The 17,223-nt window shown below is 36.8% G+C and carries 18 protein-coding genes; 12 read left to right on the top strand and 6 right to left on the bottom strand.

Annotation, left to right across the window (positions count from 1 at the left end; translation table 11 throughout):
- Nucleotides 1-311: 311 nt before the first annotated feature.
- The 9 genes from clpB to C1721_RS15520 all read left to right on the top strand — a co-directional run bounded on the left by clpB (nucleotide 312) and on the right by C1721_RS15520 (nucleotide 9,176).
- Nucleotides 312-2,900 carry an ATP-dependent chaperone ClpB gene (gene clpB, locus C1721_RS15560; protein WP_102409089.1) on the top strand — a complete coding sequence of 863 codons (2,589 nt, stop codon included), beginning with the start codon at nucleotides 312-314 and terminating at the stop codon, nucleotides 2,898-2,900.
- A gap of 214 nt (nucleotides 2,901-3,114) precedes the next feature.
- Complete coding sequence (locus C1721_RS15555; protein WP_234347532.1) at nucleotides 3,115-4,140, top strand: hypothetical protein; 1,026 nt, start codon at nucleotides 3,115-3,117, stop codon at nucleotides 4,138-4,140.
- A gap of 19 nt (nucleotides 4,141-4,159) precedes the next feature.
- Nucleotides 4,160-4,711, top strand: a complete 552-nt coding sequence (locus tag C1721_RS15550; protein WP_102409087.1) for a hypothetical protein — start codon at nucleotides 4,160-4,162, stop codon at nucleotides 4,709-4,711.
- A gap of 11 nt (nucleotides 4,712-4,722) precedes the next feature.
- Nucleotides 4,723-5,202 carry a hypothetical protein gene (locus C1721_RS15545; protein WP_102409086.1) on the top strand — a complete coding sequence of 160 codons (480 nt, stop codon included), beginning with the start codon at nucleotides 4,723-4,725 and terminating at the stop codon, nucleotides 5,200-5,202.
- Nucleotides 5,203-5,461: 259 nt separating this feature from the next.
- Nucleotides 5,462-5,788, top strand: coding sequence for a hypothetical protein (locus tag C1721_RS15540; protein WP_102409085.1), 327 nt, complete (start codon nucleotides 5,462-5,464; stop codon nucleotides 5,786-5,788).
- 47 nt (nucleotides 5,789-5,835) lie between these two features.
- Nucleotides 5,836-6,516: a YiaD family glycine zipper/OmpA-like lipoprotein gene (locus C1721_RS15535; RefSeq protein ID WP_102409084.1), complete on the top strand. Its 681-nt coding sequence runs from the start codon at nucleotides 5,836-5,838 to the stop codon at nucleotides 6,514-6,516.
- A 93-nt stretch (nucleotides 6,517-6,609) separates the two neighbouring features.
- Nucleotides 6,610-7,668, top strand: coding sequence for an endonuclease/exonuclease/phosphatase family protein (locus C1721_RS15530; protein ID WP_102409582.1), 1,059 nt, complete (start codon nucleotides 6,610-6,612; stop codon nucleotides 7,666-7,668).
- A 196-nt stretch (nucleotides 7,669-7,864) separates the two neighbouring features.
- Complete coding sequence (locus C1721_RS15525) at nucleotides 7,865-8,515, top strand: DUF4136 domain-containing protein (RefSeq protein ID WP_102409083.1); 651 nt, start codon at nucleotides 7,865-7,867, stop codon at nucleotides 8,513-8,515.
- Nucleotides 8,516-8,546: 31 nt separating this feature from the next.
- Complete coding sequence (locus C1721_RS15520) at nucleotides 8,547-9,176, top strand: outer membrane beta-barrel protein (protein ID WP_102409580.1); 630 nt, start codon at nucleotides 8,547-8,549, stop codon at nucleotides 9,174-9,176.
- Nucleotides 9,177-9,255: 79 nt separating this feature from the next.
- Here C1721_RS15520 and C1721_RS15515 read toward each other — a convergent pair whose 3' ends face one another.
- The 6 genes from C1721_RS15515 to C1721_RS15490 form a co-directional block, all read right to left on the bottom strand.
- On the bottom strand, nucleotides 9,256-9,882 hold the full coding sequence (locus C1721_RS15515) for a hypothetical protein (protein WP_102409578.1): 627 nt from the start codon (nucleotides 9,880-9,882) through the stop codon (nucleotides 9,256-9,258).
- Nucleotides 9,863-10,669: a metallophosphoesterase family protein gene (locus C1721_RS15510; RefSeq protein ID WP_102409082.1), complete on the bottom strand. Its 807-nt coding sequence runs from the start codon at nucleotides 10,667-10,669 to the stop codon at nucleotides 9,863-9,865. The genes C1721_RS15515 and C1721_RS15510 overlap by 20 nt, the downstream gene beginning before the upstream one ends.
- 96 nt (nucleotides 10,670-10,765) lie before the next feature.
- The gene (locus tag C1721_RS15505) at nucleotides 10,766-11,488 is read right to left on the bottom strand and encodes an HAD family hydrolase (RefSeq protein ID WP_102409081.1); all 723 of its coding nucleotides are present in this window, start codon (nucleotides 11,486-11,488) and stop codon (nucleotides 10,766-10,768) included.
- Between the two features lie 10 nt (nucleotides 11,489-11,498).
- On the bottom strand, nucleotides 11,499-12,410 hold the full coding sequence (locus tag C1721_RS15500; protein ID WP_102409080.1) for a CDP-alcohol phosphatidyltransferase family protein: 912 nt from the start codon (nucleotides 12,408-12,410) through the stop codon (nucleotides 11,499-11,501).
- A gap of 31 nt (nucleotides 12,411-12,441) precedes the next feature.
- Nucleotides 12,442-13,299: an ATP-grasp domain-containing protein gene (locus C1721_RS15495; RefSeq protein ID WP_102409079.1), complete on the bottom strand. Its 858-nt coding sequence runs from the start codon at nucleotides 13,297-13,299 to the stop codon at nucleotides 12,442-12,444.
- Between the two features lie 17 nt (nucleotides 13,300-13,316).
- Nucleotides 13,317-14,018, bottom strand: coding sequence for a nucleotidyltransferase family protein (locus C1721_RS15490; protein WP_102409078.1), 702 nt, complete (start codon nucleotides 14,016-14,018; stop codon nucleotides 13,317-13,319).
- Nucleotides 14,019-14,485: 467 nt separating this feature from the next.
- Between C1721_RS15490 and C1721_RS15485 the strand changes: the two genes are divergently transcribed.
- The 3 genes from C1721_RS15485 to C1721_RS15475 form a co-directional block, all read left to right on the top strand.
- A complete protein-coding gene (locus C1721_RS15485) occupies nucleotides 14,486-14,731 on the top strand; it encodes an RNA recognition motif domain-containing protein (RefSeq protein WP_102409077.1) in 246 nt (81 codons plus the stop codon).
- A 210-nt stretch (nucleotides 14,732-14,941) separates the two neighbouring features.
- On the top strand, nucleotides 14,942-16,147 hold the full coding sequence (lpxZ, locus tag C1721_RS15480; RefSeq protein ID WP_102409576.1) for an LpxZ family protein: 1,206 nt from the start codon (nucleotides 14,942-14,944) through the stop codon (nucleotides 16,145-16,147).
- Between the two features lie 294 nt (nucleotides 16,148-16,441).
- Nucleotides 16,442-17,223 (top strand): Gfo/Idh/MocA family oxidoreductase (locus C1721_RS15475; protein WP_159063605.1); only part of this gene is annotated, 782 nt, incomplete at its 3' end.

Here is a 17,223-nt window from a genome sequence, read left to right as displayed (position 1 = left end):
CTGGTTTCTGGTAAAACAGAAACCAATGAGAAGCGCTTTATTTTTTTGTAAGGAGCATAGTTCATATTGTTATCCGCAGGATAAGCACATATCGCCATTTACAGACTAAATAGCAAACCTTTCCTGTCTTTCTATTGTTTTCAAATCAAAACGACATTCTTATGACACCATGTAAGGATGCCCGGACAGCTATCTTTCCTTTTGTTTTATAATATTAAGACAAAATGTCAGTTAATGGCCTGTGGTATTCGTTTTGTAGAAATACTAGTGAGATTTAAAAATAAGAATAGAATAGAAAGGAGTATAACTATATGAACTTAAACAATTTTACAATTAAATCACAAGAGGCCGTTCAACAAGCCGTACAACTTGTTACCCAACATGGTCAACAAGCTATAGAAGCTGTTCATTTGTTGAAAGGTGTCATTATGACGGGTGAAAGCGTAACCAATTTCATCTTTCAGAAATTGGGTGTAAATATCCAGAATCTGAATCGTGTATTGGATAGCCAGATAGACTCATTGCCGAAGGTTTCCGGTGGTGAACCTTATTTGTCCACTGAGGCAAATGCCGTTTTGCAGAAGGCAATTGATTATTCTTCAAAAATGGGAGATCAATATGTTTCTTTGGAGCCTATCATCCTGGCATTGTTTACAGAAAAGAGTACTGCATCTCAGATATTGAAAGATTCAGGCGTTACTGAAAGTGAGTTGCGTAAAGCGATAGAAGAATTACGTAAAGGAAATAAGGTAACCAGTCAGTCTGCCGAAGAGACGTATGACGCTTTGGGAAAATATGCGATTAACCTGAACGAACGGGCACGTAGCGGCAAACTCGATCCGGTAATCGGGCGTGATGATGAAATACGTCGTGTCCTACAAATATTGAGCCGTCGTACAAAGAATAATCCGATTCTTATTGGTGAACCGGGGGTTGGTAAAACGGCTATAGCCGAAGGGCTGGCTCATCGTATTGTTCGTGGAGATGTTCCTGAGAACTTGAAATCAAAGCAGATATTCTCGTTGGATATGGGAGCTTTGGTGGCAGGCGCTAAATATAAGGGTGAATTTGAAGAGCGTTTGAAAGCCGTAGTAAACGAAGTAACAAAGTCTGATGGGGAGATTATCTTGTTCATTGATGAAATTCATACATTGGTAGGAGCTGGTAAAGGCGAAGGGGCTATGGATGCCGCTAATATTTTAAAACCGGCTTTGGCAAGAGGTGAATTACGTTCGATAGGTGCTACTACATTGGATGAGTACCAGAAATATTTTGAAAAAGATAAAGCTTTGGAACGTCGTTTCCAAATTGTTATGGTAGAAGAGCCAAATGAACTGGACGCTATTTCCATCCTTCGTGGTTTGAAAGAGAAATATGAGAATCATCACAAGGTTCGTATTAAAGATGATGCTATTATTGCGGCCGTTCAACTTTCATCACGTTATATAACAGACCGTTTCTTGCCGGACAAGGCTATCGATCTGATGGATGAAGCTGCCGCCCGTTTGCGTTTGCAGATAGATTCCGTACCGGAGTCGCTGGATGAAGTTTCCCGCCGTATCAAGCAGTTGGAGATTGAACGCGAAGCCATTAAGCGTGAAAATGATAAAGTGAAGTTGGAGCAGCTTAATAAAGAAATAGCTGATTTGAAAGAAGAGGAGACGAAACAGAAGGCTCAATGGCAAAGCGAGAAGGAACAAATCAATAAGATTCAGCAGAATAAGATTGATATTGAAAACTTGAAGTTTGAAGCTGATAAAGCCGAGCGTGAAGGCGATTATGGTAAAGTTGCTGAAATACGTTATGGCAAGATCAAACAGAAAGAGGAAGAGATTAAGGATGTGCAGGCCAAATTGAAGACCATGCAAGGCGCTGCCGCTATGATTAAAGAAGAGGTTGATAGCGAAGATATTGCAGATGTCGTTTCCCGTTGGACAGGTATTCCTGTGAGTAAAATGATGCAGAGTGAAAAGGAAAAGTTGCTCCGTCTGGAATCTGAACTTCATACCCGTGTAGTAGGGCAGGAAGAAGCAATTACTGCTATCGCGGATGCCGTGCGTCGTAGTCGTGCCGGATTACAAGATCCGAAACGACCTATTGGCTCTTTTATCTTTTTAGGTACAACAGGTGTAGGTAAAACTGAGTTAGCTAAAGCGTTGGCTGATTATTTGTTTGATGATGAGAATATGATGACCCGTATCGATATGAGTGAGTATCAGGAGAAATTCAGTGCTACCCGTCTGATCGGTGCACCTCCGGGATATGTCGGATATGAAGAAGGCGGGCAGTTAACGGAAGCTATTCGTCGTAAACCGTATTCTGTGGTTTTGTTTGATGAAATAGAAAAGGCTCATCCGGATGTATTCAATATCCTTTTGCAGGTATTGGACGATGGCCGTCTTACTGATAATAAAGGTCGTGTTGTTAACTTCAAGAATACGATTATCATTATGACCAGTAATATGGGTTCTTCCCTGATCCGTGAAAACTTCGAGAAGATAACACCGGAGAACCATGAAAAGGTAGTGGATGAAACCAAGATACAGGTATTGGAATTGCTGAAAAAGACAATTCGTCCGGAATTCTTGAACCGTATTGACGAGATTATCATGTTTACTCCGTTGAATGAAGAAGAGATCCGCCAGATTGTAACCTTACAGCTTGAAGGAGTGAAGAAGATGTTGGCTCAAAACGGTATTGCTTTGGACTTTACCGATGCTGCTTTGGCGTTTATTTCTGAAAAAGGATATGATCCGCAGTTTGGAGCTCGTCCTGTAAAACGTGTTATCCAGAAATATGTGCTCAATGAGCTTTCTAAAGAGATATTGGGACAAAAAGTAAATAAAGACCATCCGATTACGATTGATCGTGAAGGAGATGCTTTGGTATTTAAAAACTGATCAGGTATTAGTTTGATTGATATATGCAAGAGGCTCTGCTCCTTAATTGGGGCAGGGCTTTTTTTATGATAAAAAGCCAGAGGAACTAAAAAAGTTATTGTAAAACAAAAACTGTCTCTTTTTGGGCAGGTAATAACCTTTTTATACTTTTGCACCTTGAAGTTCATCGCTAAACGAATACAAAGAAAACGTGAAGGATAAAATAGTTGTACTTGTGATTTTAGGGAGTTTAATCGTGTCGATGTTTACTGGATGTCAGCAGTCGCCTCCTAAATATATTCCCCAAGTAGTAGATTCGGTCAACAATGATAAAAACAGGATGGGGTTGAATGGGAAAGTCAAAACGCTGGATATTTATTATTATCGTCCGGAAAATGCATCATCTGTCTTCTCCGTGAAATTCAAAAAGGGCGATAAATGGGAAGAGGACGGAATACACCACTGCCATTTACACTTCAATATCGACGGCAATCTTGTTCAATATAACGAATACGACAAGCAAGAAAATGCTATTCAAAAGATTGATTATACCTATGAGGCTTGGGGATATACACGTACACTCAGCTATCCGGGAACTAACGGTACGATTGTCCGCAAATATAATACTGACGGGAAGTTGCTGGAAGTTGTGTATGATAATCTTTATGGAGAGATAAATACTTATAACGACAGAGGAAATCTTATCCGGACGAAACAGATCGACGGAACGATTCACAAACCGGCAATGATCGAATATGATTATAACGAACACGATTTATTGGTCGAGAAAAGGGAGTTTTATAATATAGGAGAGTTATCGGGCAAGACAGTCTATGAGTACGATGCGAATGATTTGTTGGTTCAGACTCAAGTATATGATTTGTTGAGTCGTGATATGCCGGAAACGCATTTCATCTATGAATACAGCGACAGTAACCGTGTTGTGGAAGAATATAGGGTTGACGGTGAAGGCAATAAAGAGTTGGAGTCTTGGTGCAAACGTGAATACTATCCAAATGGTAAACTGAAAGCTGTTGTCCGCAATGGTTTCTTGGAGGAAAAATATGACGAACAGGGTCGGCCGATTGATGAGCGGCCTGGATTTGAAATACTCTACAAAGGCTTTCAGGACTATGACTATGATACGCATGGCAACTGGATTGAAACAAAGAACTTCAACGATTATGTTGATTTAGGTACAGGGCTCGGTCGTATACTGAAACCTTATGTTGAGCGTGTCTTTACTTATTACGAAGAATAAAAACTTAAAATAAAACAATATGCGCACACAAAAATTCAGCCACATGGCAGGAGGTAAAGTTCTCGAAATCATTATAGCCATTTTGACTATAGTCTTATTGATTATCTTTTTGGTACTTCTATTTGCCAGTGCACTTAATGTTATCTCCGTGCTTATTTTGCTGGTATCGGTCGTAAGTGTGATATGGTTTACTTACAAGTATTATAAACTGGCGTTTACCGATGTTATATTTTCGGATGAAGGCATTATAAGTAAAACTCATTTTGAGCAGGAAGAGTTACCGATAGATGCCATACAGGGAATCTGGTATTATAAAAATGGGCATGAAACAGATATCAAACCATATTCTGATAAAGATAAATTAAAAAACTGTATCATTATCATAGGAGACATTGACTGTTTCACGAATGTCGAATATATACGTGTAAACGGTTCTGCTGTATTGCGTGATTCATTTAAGAAAGGATATACCACTTTGGTCTATAGAAAAAGATTGGATGGAGTATTGAACGAATTAGATTATAAGATACGACATAACGCATTGCATAATAACATTGTTAGTGTAGACTAAAAAAGAAAGTAATGGGAAAAGTACTGAAAGCATTCAAGACACTGATAAACGAGTTGTTTGGAATTAAGAGGGAGTATAAAGCGGAAGGTTTGGGCCTTTTTACCTGTAAGGTTTGTGATTGGTGGCAGGATAAATGCTATCTTTGGAGTGGTACAGTGCAATTGCCCTTTTACTCGGTGGAAACCCTTGTTTTGATAGAAGGAGACATTTCTGCTCCGTTCTCTAAGCAATTATTGGAATTACAGGTGTTATTGCAGAACTGGGTACCTATGGTTGAGCAATTAGATAGCATGCTGTCCTGTAAAAGCCAGCAGAAACATAAAGAAAAAATATATGCCTCCTGGCAGGATAAATTTTATCCCTATACGATAGTACCGGCTGTATTATACAGCGGTAGTTGGGAGATTGTGTTTTACAGGAATAGTGGTGTAAATTATAATTTTACTGTTTTTTGGAAAGACAATACTGTGCAGGATTTACATTTGGGGTAACAAAAAAAGTCTTCTAGACCTCATTGTTGCCACTGAACCACTCTTTATTTTTAGTGGAAAACAATTATCTTTAATCCGGTTATCTCGATTTCGAACCATATCCAAATACTTCGGGATGGAAGGAACACGGCGTGGGTGTTGTGACAATTGCCTGCGGAAAGAATGAACCTGTGGCGATAAAAAATGTATAGGGTAAGGCTGTTGTCTCGATTATTCCAATATCTTTGCAGTATCTATTAACTAATAAATAAAAATAGTTATGAGCGAGAAAAACGATTTTATTTATGATGAAGACGAATCTGTGAAATTTATCCAGAATTATCTTCCGCAAGAACTGAAAGGAAAATTCAGTGATGACGATATTAACTATATTGTAGACCTGATCTATGAATTCTATGAAAACAAAGGCTTTTTGGATGATAATGCCGACGATAATAAAGAAATAGATATTGACGAAGACGAATTGACAGAATATGTGACGAAGAATGCACAGAAAGATGGCGTAGGCAAATTCCAGCCTGAAGACATTGTCTTTATTGTACAGGGAGAATTAGAATACTGTGATTCGATCAACATGTTCGATTAATAAACTGTTGTATATACAGAAGATAGTTTAGTAAAAGAATAAAAAAGATGAGAAGCATTAAATTATTATCTGTTTTGCTGCTGAGTATGGCAGTCGTGTTTTCTGGTTGCAGTACATGGAATAATACAGCAAAAGGTACTGCTATCGGTGTTGGTGGTGGAACCGCGGTAGGTGCCGGTGTTGGTGCATTAGCCGGAAATACAGCGTTAGGAGCAATTATTGGTGCGGCAGTAGGTGGTACGGCTGGTGCATTAATTGGGAAAAAGATGGATAAGCAAAAGAAAGAGTTGGAAGCAACTTTACCTGAAAATACAACTGTTGAAACCATCAATAATGGCGAAGCTCTGAAAGTGACATTTGATTCGGGTATTTTATTTGCTACTAATTCAAGTACATTGAGTGATGCTTCAAAAAGCGCATTACGGAATTTTGCAAACAGCCTGAAAGCGAATCCGGATACCGATATTAAGATTGTCGGCTATACTGATAATACGGGAAAGATAGATTACAACCAGCTTTTGTCGGAGAAACGGGCTAAAAGCGTGTATGATTATCTGATGTTGCAAGGAATTAGTAGTGATCGTATGTATTATGAAGGTAGAGGCGTACATGATCCGGTTGCATCCAATGACACTGCGGAAGGACGTGCTTTGAATCGCCGTGTTGAGATTGTGATTTTGCCTAATGAGAAAATGATCCGGGAAGCAAAACAAGGTACTTTACAATAACATGTTCGCATAAAGCATTATGAAATAGCCTCCGTTTCCAGCAGAACTGAACGGAGGTTATTTGTTTGTGACCGGAAGATGAAATTAGATAAGATGAAGAAGTTCTTACATATATTACTTATAATAATAACCGTATTATCGGCATTGCTGGCTGTTGCCGGTTTTGCATCGGGACATATTCATCCGGATGTTCGAGAATGGATTGCTTTTCCCGGGCTAATTCTATTACCTGTTTTGGGTGCCAATGTTCTTATTGGTATAATATGGTGGCTTGTTAAGAGTAATTGGGGATGGCTTTCTGTTGCTGCCGTATTGCTGAATATCGGTTTTATATTTTCAATGTTCCAGTTTCGTTGGAAAAAAGAAATTGAAGAACCGGATGATCAAACAATAAAAGTTATTACTTATAATGTGAATAATTTTCATTCGTATGGCATAAATACATTTCAGGAGATTGTTTCATGGATAAATGGAGAAAGACCGGATATTGTTTGCTTTCAAGAGTGTCCGGGTGATTTTTTTATCCCGGATGATTCCTTAGCTAAAACATTTTCTTTTATGCCTTATTTCTGTTCTACACAGAATGCGAGCTCTAACGGAAAACTTGTTGTTTTCAGTCGTTTCCCAATATTGAATTATGAACCCATTTATTATCCGGAGTCGGCAAATAAATCAATGATGGCGACATTGGATATAAATGGAGATACGGTTCATCTATTTACCAATCATTTACAGACAACCAGTGTGAATGCGGTAAAACCTCGTTTATACCAGGCAAGGGAAGAGCGGAATTCACAGGAAAGTACGGAAGCCGCCTTTCAAATGGCTTTCCAGATGAAAAGGAATTTTGCAATTCGTGCTACGCAAGCCGACTTTTTACGTCAGTTGATGGATAGTGCGTCGGGTGATATTATTGTTTGTGGCGACTTTAATGATACTCCGGCTTCTTATGTTTATCATCATATAAAAGGTGATCTAACGGACGGTTTTCGTGATTGTGGCACCGGATTTGGTTATACTTTTCGTGAATTGAAACGCATATTTAGAATTGATTATATTTTATATTCTAAAAACTTTAAAGGATTATGGTATAATTCTCCGGATTTACCTTGGAGTGACCATAAACCGGTGGTTTGTATTTTACGTAGATAAATTAAATAGACTTCTGATCTATAGTATATTCTTCGCTGTTTAACATAGGTTTAAGTACGTTGCTAAATATTCAGGCAAGTTAATTAACACTGTGTGTAAGGAAACCTTCACAACCTTTTTTTATTTCTTCTTGTTTCTATAGTGACTTATATATAAGCACAAATAATAGTATAAACTGTTTTAAACGTTGAATGAAATGAAAAAGATTTTTCCTTTATTTCTGTTGGTTCTTTTGTTGGCATCTTGTCAGAAAGACCCGGATATGTCAAAACTAGACAACGATTTTCTAGTGTTTACGAATCACGACAAGGATGCAAACTTTGAGTCATTTAGTACATTTTATGTTCCAGATAGCGTATTGGTAATTGGCAACAATGAAAAACCGCAATATTGGACAGCCAATGAAGCAGACGATATTATCACGACTCTTATAAGTGGAATGCAAGGTCGTGGTTATCAGCGTACAATGGATAAAGAAAGTGCTGATCTTGGTTTGCAAGTTTCTTATGTCGAGAATACACATTATTTCGCAGACTATAATGATAGTTATAACTATCCTTACTGGTGGTGGAATTATCCCGGATATTGGAGACCGGGTTATTGGGGTCCAACTTGGGGCGACTGGTATTATCCATATCCTGTAGTGTATAGTTATAGTGTGGGTTCTTTGCTTGTTGAAATGGTGGATTTGAAATCTCCGACTACAAGTGCGACGGAATCCAAATTACCTGTCTTGTGGACTGCCTATATGAGCGGACTGTTATCTGGTTCTAATAAATTAGATATCCAGTTAAGTGTTCGTGCAATCGAACAGGCATTTGTACAATCTCCGTACATTAAGAAATAAATAAATGCGAATTAATAAAAATTTGAGTTCTATGAAAAAGATAAATAAATCAATAAAATTAATCGCTTTACTTGTAGCCTGTTTAGCGATTCCGTCTCTGGCCGGCGCCCAAGTTATAAAAAATGCATATTTTAATATTGACTGGCAATTAAATTCTCCGTTTGGTCAGGATTTCTCTGATAAAACAAGTGGCTGGGGAGCACATTTTGAGGGTGGTTACTATTTTACTCCAAATATTTCCGGAGGTTTGTTCCTGTCTTATCATACAAACAATAAGTATATTGACCGTCAGACATTGCCGGTAAGTTCTACTTCTGTAATTACTGCCGATCAGCAACATTCTATATTCCAGTTACCTTTTGGTGCTGTGTTCCGTTATAATTTCGCTCCGGAAGGTCAGTTTCAACCTTATTTAGGTGCCGGCTTGGGAGCAAGTTACAGTGAAATGTCTTCTTATATGAATGTGTTGAAGGTTTACGATCGTAACTGGGGGTTCTATGTTGCGCCCGAACTTGGTATGAATATTTATTTCACACCACAGAAGCAGTTTGGTTTACATGTTGCCGCCTATTATAATTATGCAACAAATAAAGGGGATGTCCTAAATTATAGTATTGATGGTTTGAATAACTGGGGCATTCGTTTAGGTGTTGCATTCTAAAAGGAAAGCTTGTTCTTTTAAGTGTTTTATGTAGTTTATGGAAAGCGGAAAATTTATTTATAGATTTTCCGCTTTTTTATTATAGAATCTGCAGCTTAAGACCAAAAGATAGGCTTAAATAGTCTTTTGGACGTAAATATTTATTGGTGGCGGCACTTATGATATATAAATCGCAGGAACTTAATTCGTAGAATAAAGATATGGATTTATTATATCTACGGGGACGTTTTAAATGTAATGTGATGTGTTGTCCTGCAAAAACATGTATGCGGACTTTGGTAGAGAAACTATAATATCCTTTAGGGTATCTTTCCGGATTTTTTACCCAGAAATCATTATCTAATAGTGTATTTAAATACATTCCACAACTAAACGGCTCTAATGAGAAATGTTCACCTACCGGTACACTCCACGGGTAATAATTTTGCTTTAGTGTAAAGGTGGCCATAGCATGACGGTCTGCATTACGGGGAACTAAGCCGAATAATAAATCCGTTTCCCAATGATCTTTCCCATAATTCCATCCTGTTCCTAAAGATAACATACCCATTGAACCGGCAAATTGAAATTTAGTATAGCGAGGAATGAGTTTTTGCCATACAGCTTGATAACGCTCTACTCTTTTTTTATAAATATCTTCCTGAGCAAATGTGGAATTCGATATGACTAATAAAATAAGTAGTATTTTAAAATTCAATGACTTCATAAGTATATCCATCTGGAGTTAGAGTATAGTATAAATAGGATCGCTTGGCCATATTACTGCACCCGTAATATAAAATACCATCACCAAATAAGTCGTTCACAGAAGTATTGTGATTGTGTGCATGCAGGCAGAATAAAAGAGAAGGAAATTCCTTTATATACATATGAAATACCGTTTTTACATTATTATCAAATTGTTCAGAGCCAGGAGGAGCATGCATGGCTACAATTGTCTGGCTGTATTGTCTTTCGTCTTTCAGTTCTTTCTCTATATAACCAAAATCCGGTACCGGATGTGAATAGTCAAATTCGATAGCATTCGTATTAAGACATACGAATTTGGTGTTCCCGGCAATGAACGAGAAGTTTTCATCACCATACATTTTTTTGTATACATAATCTCCATTGCCGATAATATCATGGTTCCCTATAATGGCAACGTAAGGTATATTGAGTTTTGATAAAATTTCGTCAGTCCATTCATATTCTTTTTTCATGCCGAAATCGGCAATGTCACCACCGTGTATAATGAAATCGGCGTCATTCCGCTTATTTACAAATTCAACAAAATCTTCTGTTTCATCCAGGCTTCTTTGAGTGTCGCCTATCATGATAAAACGGATTATATCTTTGTCTTTGCAAGAGGCTTCAATTCGCTTTATACTTTTATTGTTTATATCTGTATTTGTACTGGAGCTTAAACGTCCGTCGTAAGGATGATAGTCTATTAAATCACAAGACGACAAAATAAGTAGTAGTGGTATAATGTGGAGTTTGTTGAGAAACATAGTGCTTTAATTTTGTTTTGGAAACAAAGTTAAAACACTATATTCTGGAAAAAAGGTCTTTATTCGGTCTATATTAGTCTGAATGTTTACTATCAACTATAATTTGAATACATTTTTCAATTCGGAAAAATCGAGAATAATACTACTTGCCGTTTCATTGCCTTTATAAGCACTCCAGCCGATACTTTTAAGCCAGATCGTTTGACAACCAATGTTTGTTGCCGGTACAATATCTTTGTCGTATGAATCGCCTATGACAACAATATTTTTTGTTGGAACATTTAATTTCTCTACGCCTAATTTAAAAATCAAAGGATCCGGTTTACGAACACCTACTACAGCAGATTCTATAATAGAACCGAAAAGATGATCTATTTGAAAATCTTTTAATACTGTGCCTATGTTCCCGTAAAAGTTAGATACTAAAACTAAAGGATACTGTTTATACAATTCGTTAAGTATGGAGCGGGCAGCATTTACTGACTTTTGCGCATAAGCATAACACCATCCAGCTATTTGGTTTTTAATTTCAGTGGTAGCCAGGCTTTCTGATATGTATCCGTTTGTTTTTAGCCATTCAATTTGTAAATCAGCTTTTATGCGAAGCATGTCAAGGAATGTGTGATTAGGCTGAACTAAAGGATTTTTACCCATTGTCCTTTCTCCGTATACATAAGCATCCCGGAATATTTCTTTTGAGACCGGCATATGGATAGATTCATAAGCCATCCAAATGACTTCTGCCCAATGCATGCCGTTACTGTCTATTGTTCCACCGTAATCGAATATAATTCCTTTTACTTTTTCTAAATCAAACATATTATTCTGATTAAGATTCTAGTTCTTTACTAAATATTTCGCAAAAACGCTCATGTGTTATGATCATATAAACTAACATAATGTTCAATACTGTTAGTTCAAATACAAAATAAAGCCAGGGCATGTCAATGAAGAAACTGATAAACAACGCGATTACACGTGTATTGAAAGATAACATATTTGTATATTTCATTAACGGAAGGCTTTTTGTCCTAAATGCCGTACGAAACCATTCGGGAGCTTCATCGTTGTATTTTGTCCGGATGATATTCATCATTCGCTGGAATTTAGGAGTTAACCTTTCTTGTCCTACTGTATAATTAATGTAGAAAGTTTCGAATAGTTTGTAGATAAAGTCGTGTTTCCAGCTTAGTTTCTTATAGTTTTCTTTTAATATGGGAGAATAAGACAATTCACTGCCGGCTTTTCCTTTCAAAAATAATAAATGAATATTACGATAGTAATCGGCCATGGCAGCTTGTTTGCTATGGAAAAATCCAGTAACTGCACCTAGTATCCATATCCCGATACCCCAGGTAGGAGTTAAACGTAAACAAATGGCAGCATAGATAGCAATAAACCAGAAATCTCCTGCTGTTCCGTCTAATATGCGTCCAAGCGGTGTCTTTTTTCCTGTCATGCGAGCTAATTGTCCGTCGGCGCTATCATAAGAATTGGCCCATACAAGTAATAGCATACCAATTGCATTGATTGTCAAATTCTGATAGTAAAAACAAATGCCTGCAGCAATACCTATGAATATACTGGCTATTGTGATGCTATTGGGCGAAATATCAAATTTGTTGAAAAATAAAGCCCACCGATAACCGATAGGGCGGTAGAAATATATATCAATAAACTCCTCTGTATCCATTGATTTCAATGTCGATTCCAATTCCGGAGATATTTTCTTTTCACTCATGATCAAAATAGTGTTATTGCAAAAAAAAAGATTATTTTGTAATTAAATCCCGGATACGTTTGGCGATGTATGGGGCGGCGTCATTCCTGCAAGGTGCGAAACTTGGCCAATCATTGAAATCTATTAGACGGATACTTCCGTCTTCGGAAACAATGCAATCTCCTCCATAGATATGAATATTTAATACTTTTGCAGCGTCACTGCAAGTTTGACGAAGCAATGCTTCGTCAAAAGGTATTCCTTTGGCCGTACCGTTTATTATTTCTAACCCGAATTTACTATGATGTAAGTTTGAAGGATAGAACCAATAAAAGAAATCGGAATTGGTAACTCCGTAAAATTTGATAAGATCGCCTACCAGATGTTCATTAATAACCACGTTAGGAATACCTCGGATAGCATATTCTTTTAAAATGCTTTTAGCTTCTTCCGGATTACGAACATAGGTTACATCTTCACGGTGGATGGCATGGAAGTCACCACGTTTGATCCAACAGTTATAGAATCCGGCTTTTTCCAATTCATTTGTAGGGTCTTCGTTTGTTGGCAGAATCAAACTACGTGGATGTGAAATATGATTAGACATTAAAAGCCGCGTCATTTTTTCGCGCGTACAGTTTTCTATACCATAGCCTGAATTAATGACAGTGTAACCTTCGTCTTCCATCTTTTGTAATTTGTGAATGGATTGCCAGTCGCGTACCATATTAAAAATGGATTTCTCCTGAATGTTTTGTGTAATCAAGTCTGATTCAATATACTCGTTTACATGGCAACCTAAATGGCGTAAGTGTTCTGTCACCAATGAAAAGATGGCGGCATCGTTACCTATATGATTAGGCGAAAATTGGTTTCCTCTGCGTATACCTGCTATAACTAATTCGCTCATTTTATATTTTTCTTCTATTATGATTTAAGAAATTGTTCGGCTTTTAAAATATCGTCTGCGTGATCTACATCAATAATTTTGCCAAATGGATATGCTTGCAGTTTTAACCCTTCGGCAATTAGTTGGCGTTGGTAATTTCTCATGCGGGACATGCCTTGGTCAATCGCATTATTTAATACCGATAAACCTGAGCGTTTCAGACAATAGATACCACCGGATACATATTTACACTCATTATTGTCTGCTTTGTCCAGGAAATTCTGGATCATTAAATTTCTGTCTGTTTTGACATAAAGAGGTTTTTCATCATCAATAAAATCGGTTACAGCCATAAGCCCATCTAGATGATGTTCTTTCTGAAACGTATGAATATATCCGCTGAATTCATCTTCTTTGAAAATTGTGTCGACTGTTGTAAGGCATACTTTATCCCCATCTAAATATCTGCTTAGTTCATAAAAACTATGCATCGAACTTGGAGTTGATTTTACAAGTAAATAAAAAGGTACAGGCAGTTGCAAGGCGTTCAGGTATTCTTGCACTTCTGTCATTTCCTCATTTACAATAATACTTATAGATGACGCTTCATTCCTGAGAAATACATCTATTAAGCGATCAATTAGAGTGGTGCCGTTTAGTTTAACCAATGGTTTGGGACATTTAACACCTTCTTGCACCAGTCGAGAACCCTCACCGGCGGCAATTATTGCATAATCCATGTTTTATATTATTACCTCCTCAAATAAATTTTACCATTCTTATTCAATATTGAGAATATTTCTCATATATGATATTGAATAATCGTGCAAAATTACACTTTTTTAGTGGATAAAAAAGGTAGTATGTTTATAATAATTGGTCAAAAGTACTATAAATTATAGACAATTCTGAATATCTCTGTTGAAGGGGATTTGAAATCATCGGGATGTTTTTTTCAAATGTCCCTGATGATATTGAAAAAACGTCCCGAAGATATAAAAAATGTATTTATTGAAAAAGAATTGGTTTTTATAGTTGGTAATTCATTTATTATGCTTTCCTTTGCTTCCGTAAACAAAAGATAGTTTATATAGTTTTTCTCTCCCGGTATTTATTTTCAGCGATGATTATATATTCTTGTAGAAAATGACTTTCACCAAACAATCCCTTGTTTATTTTTTAATTATTTATTTTATATCATTTTCGTATGAATATTTACATTGGTAACCTGAATTACAGGGTTAGAGAATCAGATTTACAACAGATTCTGGAAGAGTATGGAACAGTAGATTCTGTTAAGTTAATTATCGATCGCGACACAAACAGATCTAAAGGCTTTGCTTTTGCAGAGATCCCAAATGATGCTGAGGCTCAAAACGTGATTAAAGAATTAGACGGAGCAGAATATGAAGGCCGTCAAATGGTCGTAAAGGAAGCAACTCCAAGACGTTGATTTTAGATAAGATATTTTAAGAAGATCGTATCTTTATAACTTATACGGGGAAATAGAATAAAAAACTTCTATTTCCCCGTTTTTATTTATTGATGTATTTTCTTACGTTTGCATGAAATTTATAAAAGACGAATGAAAACATTTTATGATACTATTAATGATAAGCTTGTAGCGATATTGATTTGCGTTTTTTCTTTATTTTGTTTCTCAATGCAAGCAGAGGATGTGGATACAAATATTGCTTCGATAGATTCTTCAGGTATTAATAATTTGGTATATAAATCGGATTACCGGATAAATCCGGAAAGGAAAGGGGAATTACTATTTGAATTAGATAATATCAGTTTTTTCAAAGATAATGAATATTCTACATCCGTAATGAAGGGATATTCTCTGCCCGGATTATGGTTACAACCGAAACTGGTCTTCTTTCCTCTTCAGAATATAAAACTGGAATTAGGGGCACATTTACTTCGTTATTGGGGAGCTGATAAATATCCGAATATGGCTTATCAAGATATCGCAACATGGAAAGGAGAGAAAAATCAAAAGGGGGTTCATGCCTATTTGCTTTTTCGTGCGCAAGTGGCAATTTCTAGAGTGAATATTGTATTAGGCACATTATACGGAAAGGCAAATCATAATTTAATAGAACCATTATACAGCCCGGAATTAAATCTAACATCAGATCCGGAAACAGGACTTCAGCTTTTGTATAATTCCCGTTTACTGGATTTTGATATGTGGGTAAATTGGGAAAGTTTTATTTATCGGGAAGATGTACATCAAGAGGCGTTTACGGTTGGATTGTCTACCCGTGTTAAGTTTAATACTCCGGAATCCCGTTTCCATTTTTATATGCCAATACAAGGTTTAGCCCAACATCGAGGTGGTGAGATTGATACCATAATGACAAATTCGGTTCAAACATTAATGAACGGTGCCGCAGGTATTGGCGTTGTCTGGAATATTAATCATCCGATATTTAAAAATGTAAATTTGGAATTAGATGGTTTGGGGTATTATCAACAGGCTGGTAGTTTGTGGCCGTTTGATAGCGGTTCGGCACTTTATGCCCGTGCTTCTGCTGATATTCATGATTTTCGGATTAAGATGTCGTATATTAAAAGTCATAATTTTATATCAATGTTCGGTTTGCCTTTTTATGGAAGCGTTTCCACAAAAGAAGAGGATGTTACATATAATAACCCACAGATGCTTTATTGGGGAGCAGAATATTCTCATAGTCTTGGAAAAGGTTTTTCTATAGGGATAGATTTGGATATTTATAGAAGATTATTTTGTTATAAATCGGGAGGAGAATATAGCTCCCCTACAGATGATGCACCGTCTACCAGTTTTTCTGCCGGTATTTATTTACGAATAAACCCTTCTTTCCTGATTAAAAAATTCTAGTGTTAGAATGGTAATCTAATGTTAATAAATATTTCTTCCGAGAGAAATTAAATTTTCTTCCGAAAGGAATTGGAATTTCTCTCGAATGTATTTTAACCGAATAATTTGTACAAATTATAAATCGTTCGCATGAAAAATCACAATGATAATAATCATCTGTTTTTTATTAGTAAATTTATTTATTAAATGCGAACAATGAAATAAATTGTTTGTATAATATATTAGTTCTATAAATTTGTTATATTTGTCCGTCCTTAAATAATAGTCAATATTTAATTCATTATAATCAATACTATGGGAACAAATAGAAGAGATTTTCTTAAAACCCTTGGAGGAGTTGCGGCCTTTACTATTGTGCCGCGTCACGTGTTGGGGAAGGGATTTATTGCTCCGAGTGATCAATTAACAAAAGGAATTATCGGAACCGGCGGTATGGGACGCGGTCATGTAAATTATGCAGGTACACGTCTGGTTGCCGTTTGTGATGTAGACAAAAACCACTTGGAATTGGGTAAACAACTAGTGAATGAAAAGATTGCAGCTTATCATGATTTTCGTGATTTAATTCTAGACCCGAATGTCGATATTGTCCATATAGCTACTCCACCTCATTGGCATGGCATCATGTCGGTAGAAGCAGCGAAAGCAGGCAAAGATATTTGGTGCGAAAAACCGATGACCCGTACTATCGGAGAAGGTAAACGGGTAATGGAGGCTGTAAAGCAAAACGGGCGTATGTTCCGTTTAAACACTTGGTTCCGTTTTAAAGATCCATTTTATGGATTGGGAACTCCGGTAAAACCATTGAAGAAATTAGTTCAGAGTGGCATGTTGGGTTGGCCATTGAAGGTAACAATCAGCAAACATACCGGTTTCGACTGGAAATTCTTTTGGGTAGGTAAAGAATACCTTGAACCACAGCCAGTGCCAAAAGAACTGGATTATGATTTTTGGTTAGGTCCGGCTCCATATAAACCTTATAATGCCCACCGTGTACATCAAACATTCCGTGGTTATTGGGATTATGATGGTGGCGGTTTAGGAGATATGGGACAGCATTATATAGACCCGGTACA

The sequence above is a fragment of the Parabacteroides bouchesdurhonensis genome, assembly GCF_900186615.1.
GTDB lineage: Bacteria > Bacteroidota > Bacteroidia > Bacteroidales > Tannerellaceae > Parabacteroides > Parabacteroides bouchesdurhonensis.
This window is presented reverse-complemented; position numbering and strand designations above follow the sequence as displayed.